Origin of the sequence: Pseudomonas sp. PICF6 (genome assembly GCF_009831705.1) — a bacterium.
Lineage (GTDB): Bacteria > Pseudomonadota > Gammaproteobacteria > Pseudomonadales > Pseudomonadaceae > Aquipseudomonas > Aquipseudomonas rhizophila.
Genome location: NZ_WUUD01000032.1, coordinates 75,474 through 81,854, shown reverse-complemented (window position 1 = coordinate 81,854; position 6,381 = coordinate 75,474). Strand labels below are relative to the sequence as shown.

The following is a 6,381-nucleotide window of genomic DNA, read 5'->3' as shown; positions in this document are numbered from 1 at the left end:
TAGCCAGCGCCGTTGACCTGAATCTGCGGCCGATAAGCCACCAACAGGCCACTGGCGAGGCTTTCGGAAGCGAGGATGTTGCTCGCCAGTACCAGGCCTTGCCCGGCTATCGCCGCTTGCAGGGCGTAATGCTCCTCATCGTACTCGCGCATGCAAGGTTGCCGGGCCAGCCAGGTTTCGCCGGCCTGAGCGCACCAGGCTTCCCAGCCATGGGCATACAGTTTGGAATTGTGCCAGCGCACGCTGATCAGCGTGGGCTGCCTCTGCGCGGCCAGGGCCACTTGTTCCGGCGAGCCGTACACGCCGAAGTGTTCATCGAAAAGGCACAGGCCGTACAGGTTCGGGTAGCTGTCCAGGCTGTAGCGCACCACCAGATCGACGCTGGCGTCCTGATGCAGATCGACCACTTCGCAGTGGGTGTCCAGGCGCACGTTGATATTCGGATGACGCGCATAAAACCGGCCCAGGCGCGGCACCAGCCACAGGGTGGCAAACGCTGCGGTGGTGGACAGTGTCAGGTGAGTGTTGGTGCGTTGCGGGCGCAGGGTGTCGACGCTTTGCGCCACTTCCAGCAGGGCCCCGTGCAGGCTGTGGAACAAGCGTTGGCCGCCGTCGGTGAGCCGCACCTGGCGCGGCTGGCGTTCGAACAGCTGCACACCTAGCCAGGTTTCCAGGGCGCGGATCTGATGGGAAACCGCTGTGGGTGTCACCGACAGCTCCGCCGCCGCAGCCTTGAAGCTGAGCAGCCGTGCGGCAGACTCAAAGGCCCGCAGTGCGTTGAGGGGCAGCGTGGCAAACATTACTGATCTCCTGAAGTGCCATGGGTGAAATTAACTCATCTTGCGTGACGAGCCCTCATTTGCCCGACTACAGCGTTGGATATCAAGCTTGAAGCCGAAAAGTTCTATTGATTGTAGTCGCAACCCAAGGAGATTCAGATGAGTAAAATTCTTGTCGTGCATGGCAGCCCTCGTGGCGAGCGTTCTCACTCCCGACGCCTGACCGAAAGCTTTGTCTCGGCCTGGCAGGCGGCCCATCCGCACTCCCAGCTGAGCCGGCGCGAAGTGGGGCGCACCGTGATTCCTCCGGTCAACGAAGCGTTCATCGCGGCGGCGTTCTACCCCGAACCGCAAGCCCGACCGCTGACCATGCAGGCGGATCTGGCGCTCAGTGATGCATTGGTGACGGAATTGCAGGCCCATGATCGGTTGGTCATCTCCGCGCCCATGCACAACTTCAGCGTGCCCAGCGGTGTAAAAGCCTGGATCGACCAGATCGTGCGGATCGGGCTGACGTTCAACCACAGCCTGGATAACGGCGTGTCGCAGTACGAACCGCTGGTACTGGGTAAGAAAGCGCTGATCGTGACCAGTCGTGGCGACTTCGGTTTCGGGCCTGGTGGTCAGCTTGAAGGGATGAACCACGCCGACACGCTGCTGCGCACCGTGCTGGGCTTTATCGGTATCACCGATGTGACGGTGGTTGCCGCCGAAGGTGAGGAGTCGGCTGAGCGCAGTTTCGCCCAATCCTGTGCCGAGGCCGAGCAACGCTTGCTGGGGTTGGCGCAGACGTTCTGATGGCGCGGGTGTCATAGACTGGTCATCATCGATACCGATGCTGACCACCTATTGATCAAGGATGTCGCCATGTCACAACAGTGCGCCACTCGTTACCCGCTGGTGCTGGTCCCCGGAATGCTCGGGTTCATTCGTCTGGTGCTGTATCCGTATTGGTACGGGATCGTCTCGGCGTTGCGCCGGGGTGGGGCAGTGGTGGTTGCTGTGCAGGTGTCACCGCTGCACTCATCCGAGGTGCGCGGCGAGCAGTTGCTCGCGCGGATCGAGGAGATCCTCACGCAAACCGGTGCGCAGAAGGTCAACCTGATCGGCCACAGCCAGGGCGCCCTCACGGCACGCTACGCGGCGGCCAAGCGCCCGGACCTGGTGGCATCGGTCACTTCGGTGGCCGGCACCAACCATGGGTCCGAGCTGGCTGATTACCTGCAGGCCCATTACCCGGCCAACAGCGCCAAGGGTCGCCTGCTCAGTGCTTTGCTGCGGTTGATCGGCGCCCTGATGAGCCTGCTGGAAACCGGTTATCGCGGGCCCCGGTTGCCGGTGGATATCCAGGCGTCCCACGCCTCTCTCACTACCGCGGGCGTGGCCCTGTTCAACCAGCAATATCCCCAGGGCCTGCCGGAAACGTGGGGCGGGAACGGACCGGAAGTGGTCAATGGCGTGCGTTATTACTCCTGGTCCGGAACCTTGCAGCCAGGCAAGACCAACAGGGGGCGTAACCTGTTTGATGGCACCCACCGGAGCTGCCGGCTGTTCGCCCGCACTTTCGTGCGTGAGGCCGGGCAGTGCGACGGCATGGTCGGGCGTTACAGCTCGCATTTGGGCACGGTGATCAGCGATGACTATCCGCTGGATCACTTCGATATCATCAACCAGTCGCTGGGGCTGGTGGGCAAGGGCGCCGAGCCGGTTCGCTTGTTCGTCGAGCATGCGCAGCGGTTGAAGGCTGCCGGCGTGTAGGGCTTCAGGTCGGGTTGTCCGTCATCGCGAGCAGGCTCGCTCCCACATTCGGATTGGGTTTCTTCTGGCGGAGTGCGGTCAACTGTGGGAGCGAGCCTGCTCGCGATGACGGTCAATCAGGCACGGAAATTCGCGCAGATGAAGGTGTAACAGGCGTTGTCTACACTGCACCTCATCGCCGTACCCATCGTGCGGCAGCCAGGAGAAAACATCATGAAGATGCTGCGTGTTCCTTTGTTGGTGATCGGGTTGCTGCTGTCTTCCCAGGGTTTCGCCGCCACGGCCCAACAGAACAAGATGACCACCTGCAATGCCGACGCCACCGCCAAGGCCCTCAAGGGAGACGAGCGCAAAGCCTTCATGAGCAACTGCCTCAAGGCCACCCCCGTCGATGCCAGCACCCCGCAGGAACGCATGAAAACCTGCAACGCCACGGCCACGACCCAGGCACTGAAAGGCGATGCGCGTAAAGCGTTCATGAGTGAGTGTCTGAAGAAAAAATAACCGCCGGGATTTTTTCAGACGGTGAAGGCCTCATCGCGAGCAGGCTCGCTCCCACAGTTGATTTGCACTGCCCGGTCCATTGTGGGAGCGAGCCTGCTCGCGATGGGGCCGGCAAAGGCGCTACAAAAAAACACCTGCACTGTGATCGAGGTCAGCCGATACAATCCCTAGTGCTGTTGGTGGAACGCTGGCAGACTGCCGATCCTTTCACGCCGTTTTGTTCTGAGGCTGTATGCCAACGTTTTCTCAGCGTCATGTCTTGTTGGTGATCAGTTGGGTGATCATTTTTGGTGGGTTGTTGCTGGTGCTGCCACTGCGCCTGTTGCCGAGCCTTTTGGCCGGTTTGCTGGTGTTCGAGCTGGTCAACATGCTCACCCCGCAGTTGCAACGGCTGATCGAGGGCCGGCGGGCCCGCTGGTTGGCGGTGGCGCTGCTGGGCACGCTGGTGGTCAGTGTGCTGTCGTTGATTTTCGCCGGGGCCTTCAGTTTCCTGCTCCATGAGGCGGAAAACCCTGGCGCATCCCTGGACATGTTCATGACGGTGGTCGACCGCGCCCGGGGGCAGTTGCCACCGTTCATCGACGCCTACCTGCCGGCCAGCGCGGCCGAGTTTCGGGTGGCCATTGGCGACTGGATGAGCAAGCACCTGAGCGAGCTGCAGTTGGTGGGCAAGGATGCGGCCCACATGTTCGTGACGTTGTTGATCGGCATGGTCCTGGGGGCTATCGTCGCCCTGCAGCGCATCCCCGACCTGACCAAGCGCAAGCCCCTGGCGGCGGCGCTGTTCGACCGTCTGAGCCTGTTGGTCAAGGCGTTCCGCAACATTGTGTTCGCCCAGATCAAGATTTCCCTGCTCAACACCTTCTTCACCGGGATTTTCCTGGCGGTGGTGCTGCCGCTGTTCGGCATCCACCTGCCACTGACCAAGACCCTGATCGTCATGACGTTCCTGTTGGGGCTGCTGCCGGTCATTGGCAACCTGATGTCCAACACCCTGATCACCATCGTCGCCTTGTCGCTGTCGATCTGGGTGGCAATGGCGGCGCTGGGTTACCTGATCGTGATCCACAAGCTCGAATACTTCCTCAATGCCCGCATCGTCGGTGGGCAGATCAGCGCCAAGTCCTGGGAATTGCTCATGGCGATGCTGGTGTTCGAAGCGGCGTTCGGTCTGCCGGGCGTGGTGGCGGGGCCGATTTATTATGCTTACTTGAAGAGTGAGTTGAAGCAGGTGGGGATGGTTTGATCTGATCGGCGTCGCCTGTTCTGACGCCATCGCGAGCAGGCTCGCTCCCACCGTTGACCGAGTTCCTTCAGAGGGAATGCGGTTCAATGTGGGAGCGAGCCTGCTCGCGATAGATGCGCCGCAGAACTTGAATCAGACCTGCGTGCCGTAGCGCTTCATCGCCTCAATCGCCAGCCCGCTGCCGATGCTGCCGAAGATATTGCCTTCCACATGCCGCGCTTGGGGCAGCATCGCCGAGACGCTGTTGCGCAGTGCCGGGATGCCGCTGGAGCCACCGGTAAAGAACACCGTATCCACCTGATCGACGCGTACGTTGGCATCGTTGAGCAATTGCGTGACGCTGCCGCGCACCCGCTCCAGCAGGCCGTCGATGGCTGATTCAAACAGTTCCCGGCTCAGGTCCACACTCAGGCCTGCCTCGATTCGGTCCAGGAGCAAATGGCGCTGGTCGCTGTGAGTCAGCTGGATCTTGGTTTCTTCCACTTCCATCGCCAGCCAGTGCCCCGCGCGCTGTTCGATCAACTTGAACAACCGGTCGATGCCGCCGGTGTCTTCGATGTCGTAGCGCATGCTGCCCAGGGCCAGGGTGGATTTCTGCGAGTACACCGCGTTGATGGTGTGCCAGGTCGCCAGGTTCATGTGGTGGCTGGTGGGCATGTAGGCGCCGCTTTTCATGCGGCTGCCGTAGCCGAACAGCGGCATCAGGCCGGCCAGCGAGAGCTGCTTGTCGAAGTCGGTGCCGCCGATGTGCACACCACCGGTGGCGAGGATGTCGGCGTGACGGTTGTCATGGGTGCGCCGCTCGGGCGACAGGCGTACCAGGGAGAAGTCCGAAGTACCGCCACCGATGTCGACGATCAGTACCAGCTCTTCCCTCTCGATGGTCGACTCATAGTCGAAGGCCGCCGCGATGGGCTCATACTGGAACGAGACTTCCTTGAAGCCGATGGCGCGGGCCACGTCCACCAGGGTGTTCTCCGCTTCCTGATCGGCCATTTCATCGTCGTCGACGAAAAATACCGGGCGACCCAGTACCACTTCTTCGAATTCCCGACCGGCGGTGGCCTCAGCGCGCTTCTTCAACTGGCCGATGAACAGTCCCAAAAGATCCTTGAACGGCATGGCCGTGCCCAGCACGCTGGTGTCGTGCTTGATCAGCTTGGACCCCAGCAGGCTCTTGAGCGAGCGCATCAGCCGGCCTTCGTAGCCTTCCAGGTACTCGTGCAGGGCCAGGCGGCCATACACCGGGCGGCGTTCCTCGAGATTGAAAAAGACCACCGAGGGCAAGGTGATCTTGTCGTCCTCCAGCGCAATCAGCGTTTCCATGCCGGGGCGCAGCCAGCCGACAGTGGAGTTGGACGTGCCGAAGTCGATGCCGCAGGCACGGGCCGGAGATGCGTTTTTCATGTCTTTCGGATTCCAGTTGAAAAAACGGCCGCGCAGTGTATGTCAGTGCGGCACGGATTCGAAGGCCGGTTATCTGCTAATTCGTAAACTCTGGCCTTGAAAGACAGCGTCGCACCCCCAAACTTGCTGGCATGGGCCTGGCAGCCACAAGGCGAGTACAAGAACCGCCACCGGCTGCCGATAAACTTCTGAAGCGCCGCCCGGTCACAAACCTTGAGATCGGTCAAACCCCAGGACTTGTATCACGAGCATGCTGCGGGTGGCGGTGCGATATCGATAACGGATGGTGATCCTTCGATGGACTTCAAAGACTATTACAAGATTCTGGGTGTGGAGCCGACGGCTGATGACGCCACGATCAAGGCTGCTTATCGCAAACTGGCCCGCAAATACCACCCGGATGTGAGTAAGGAAAAGGATGCCGAGACCAAATTCAAGGACGTCTCCGAAGCCTATGAAGCGCTGAAGAGTGCCGACAAACGCGCCGAGTACGATGACCTGCGTCGCTATGGCCAGCACGGCCAGCCTTTCCAGGGACCGCCGGGCTGGCAAAGCCGGGGCGGCTTTGGCGGTGGACAGGACACCGGCGATTTTTCGGATTTCTTCAGCTCGATTTTTGGTAATCGCGGGCCGGGTTTCGGTGGCGGACAGTCAGGCCGCAGCACCGGCCGTCGAGGGCAAGACGTG

The 6,381-nt window shown here is 61.1% G+C and carries 7 protein-coding genes; 5 read left to right on the top strand and 2 right to left on the bottom strand.

Going from position 1 to position 6,381, the window contains the following annotated elements; genetic code table 11:
* On the bottom strand, window positions 1–800 hold an 800-nt coding region (locus tag GSM73_RS20980), incomplete at its 3' end, for a LysR family transcriptional regulator (RefSeq protein WP_256677025.1).
* A gap of 138 nt (window positions 801–938) precedes the next feature.
* Between GSM73_RS20980 and GSM73_RS20975 the strand changes: the two genes are divergently transcribed.
* From GSM73_RS20975 to GSM73_RS20960, 4 genes are all read left to right on the top strand, one after another.
* Window positions 939–1,577: an FMN-dependent NADH-azoreductase gene (locus tag GSM73_RS20975; protein ID WP_047227351.1), complete on the top strand. Its 639-nt coding sequence runs from the start codon at window positions 939–941 to the stop codon at window positions 1,575–1,577.
* Window positions 1,578–1,646: 69 nt separating this feature from the next.
* Window positions 1,647–2,537 carry a triacylglycerol lipase gene (locus GSM73_RS20970; RefSeq protein WP_160893720.1) on the top strand — a complete coding sequence of 297 codons (891 nt, stop codon included), beginning with the start codon at window positions 1,647–1,649 and terminating at the stop codon, window positions 2,535–2,537.
* Between the two features lie 213 nt (window positions 2,538–2,750).
* Window positions 2,751–3,041 (top strand): PsiF family protein, encoded by a 291-nt coding sequence (locus GSM73_RS20965; protein ID WP_047227353.1) that lies wholly within the window; start codon window positions 2,751–2,753, stop codon window positions 3,039–3,041.
* A 232-nt stretch (window positions 3,042–3,273) separates the two neighbouring features.
* The gene (locus GSM73_RS20960; RefSeq protein ID WP_047227354.1) at window positions 3,274–4,287 is read left to right on the top strand and encodes an AI-2E family transporter; all 1,014 of its coding nucleotides are present in this window, start codon (window positions 3,274–3,276) and stop codon (window positions 4,285–4,287) included.
* Between the two features lie 132 nt (window positions 4,288–4,419).
* On the opposite strand, the gene GSM73_RS20955 is transcribed toward GSM73_RS20960, so the two are convergent.
* Entirely contained in the window at window positions 4,420–5,694 is a 1,275-nt protein-coding gene (locus tag GSM73_RS20955) for an Hsp70 family protein (RefSeq protein WP_047227355.1), read from the bottom strand.
* Window positions 5,695–5,991: 297 nt separating this feature from the next.
* Between GSM73_RS20955 and GSM73_RS20950 the strand changes: the two genes are divergently transcribed.
* On the top strand, window positions 5,992–6,381 hold a 390-nt coding region (locus GSM73_RS20950; protein ID WP_256677024.1), incomplete at its 3' end, for a DnaJ domain-containing protein.

Coding starts and splice junctions, on each gene's coding strand:
- GSM73_RS20975 (WP_047227351.1), top strand. CDS start 939: ATGAGTAAAATTCTTGTCGTGCATGGCAGCCCTCGTGGCGAGCGTTCT.
- GSM73_RS20970 (WP_160893720.1), top strand. CDS start 1,647: ATGTCACAACAGTGCGCCACTCGTTACCCGCTGGTGCTGGTCCCCGGA.
- GSM73_RS20965 (WP_047227353.1), top strand. CDS start 2,751: ATGAAGATGCTGCGTGTTCCTTTGTTGGTGATCGGGTTGCTGCTGTCT.
- GSM73_RS20960 (WP_047227354.1), top strand. CDS start 3,274: ATGCCAACGTTTTCTCAGCGTCATGTCTTGTTGGTGATCAGTTGGGTG.
- GSM73_RS20955 (WP_047227355.1), bottom strand. CDS start 5,694: ATGAAAAACGCATCTCCGGCCCGTGCCTGCGGCATCGACTTCGGCACG.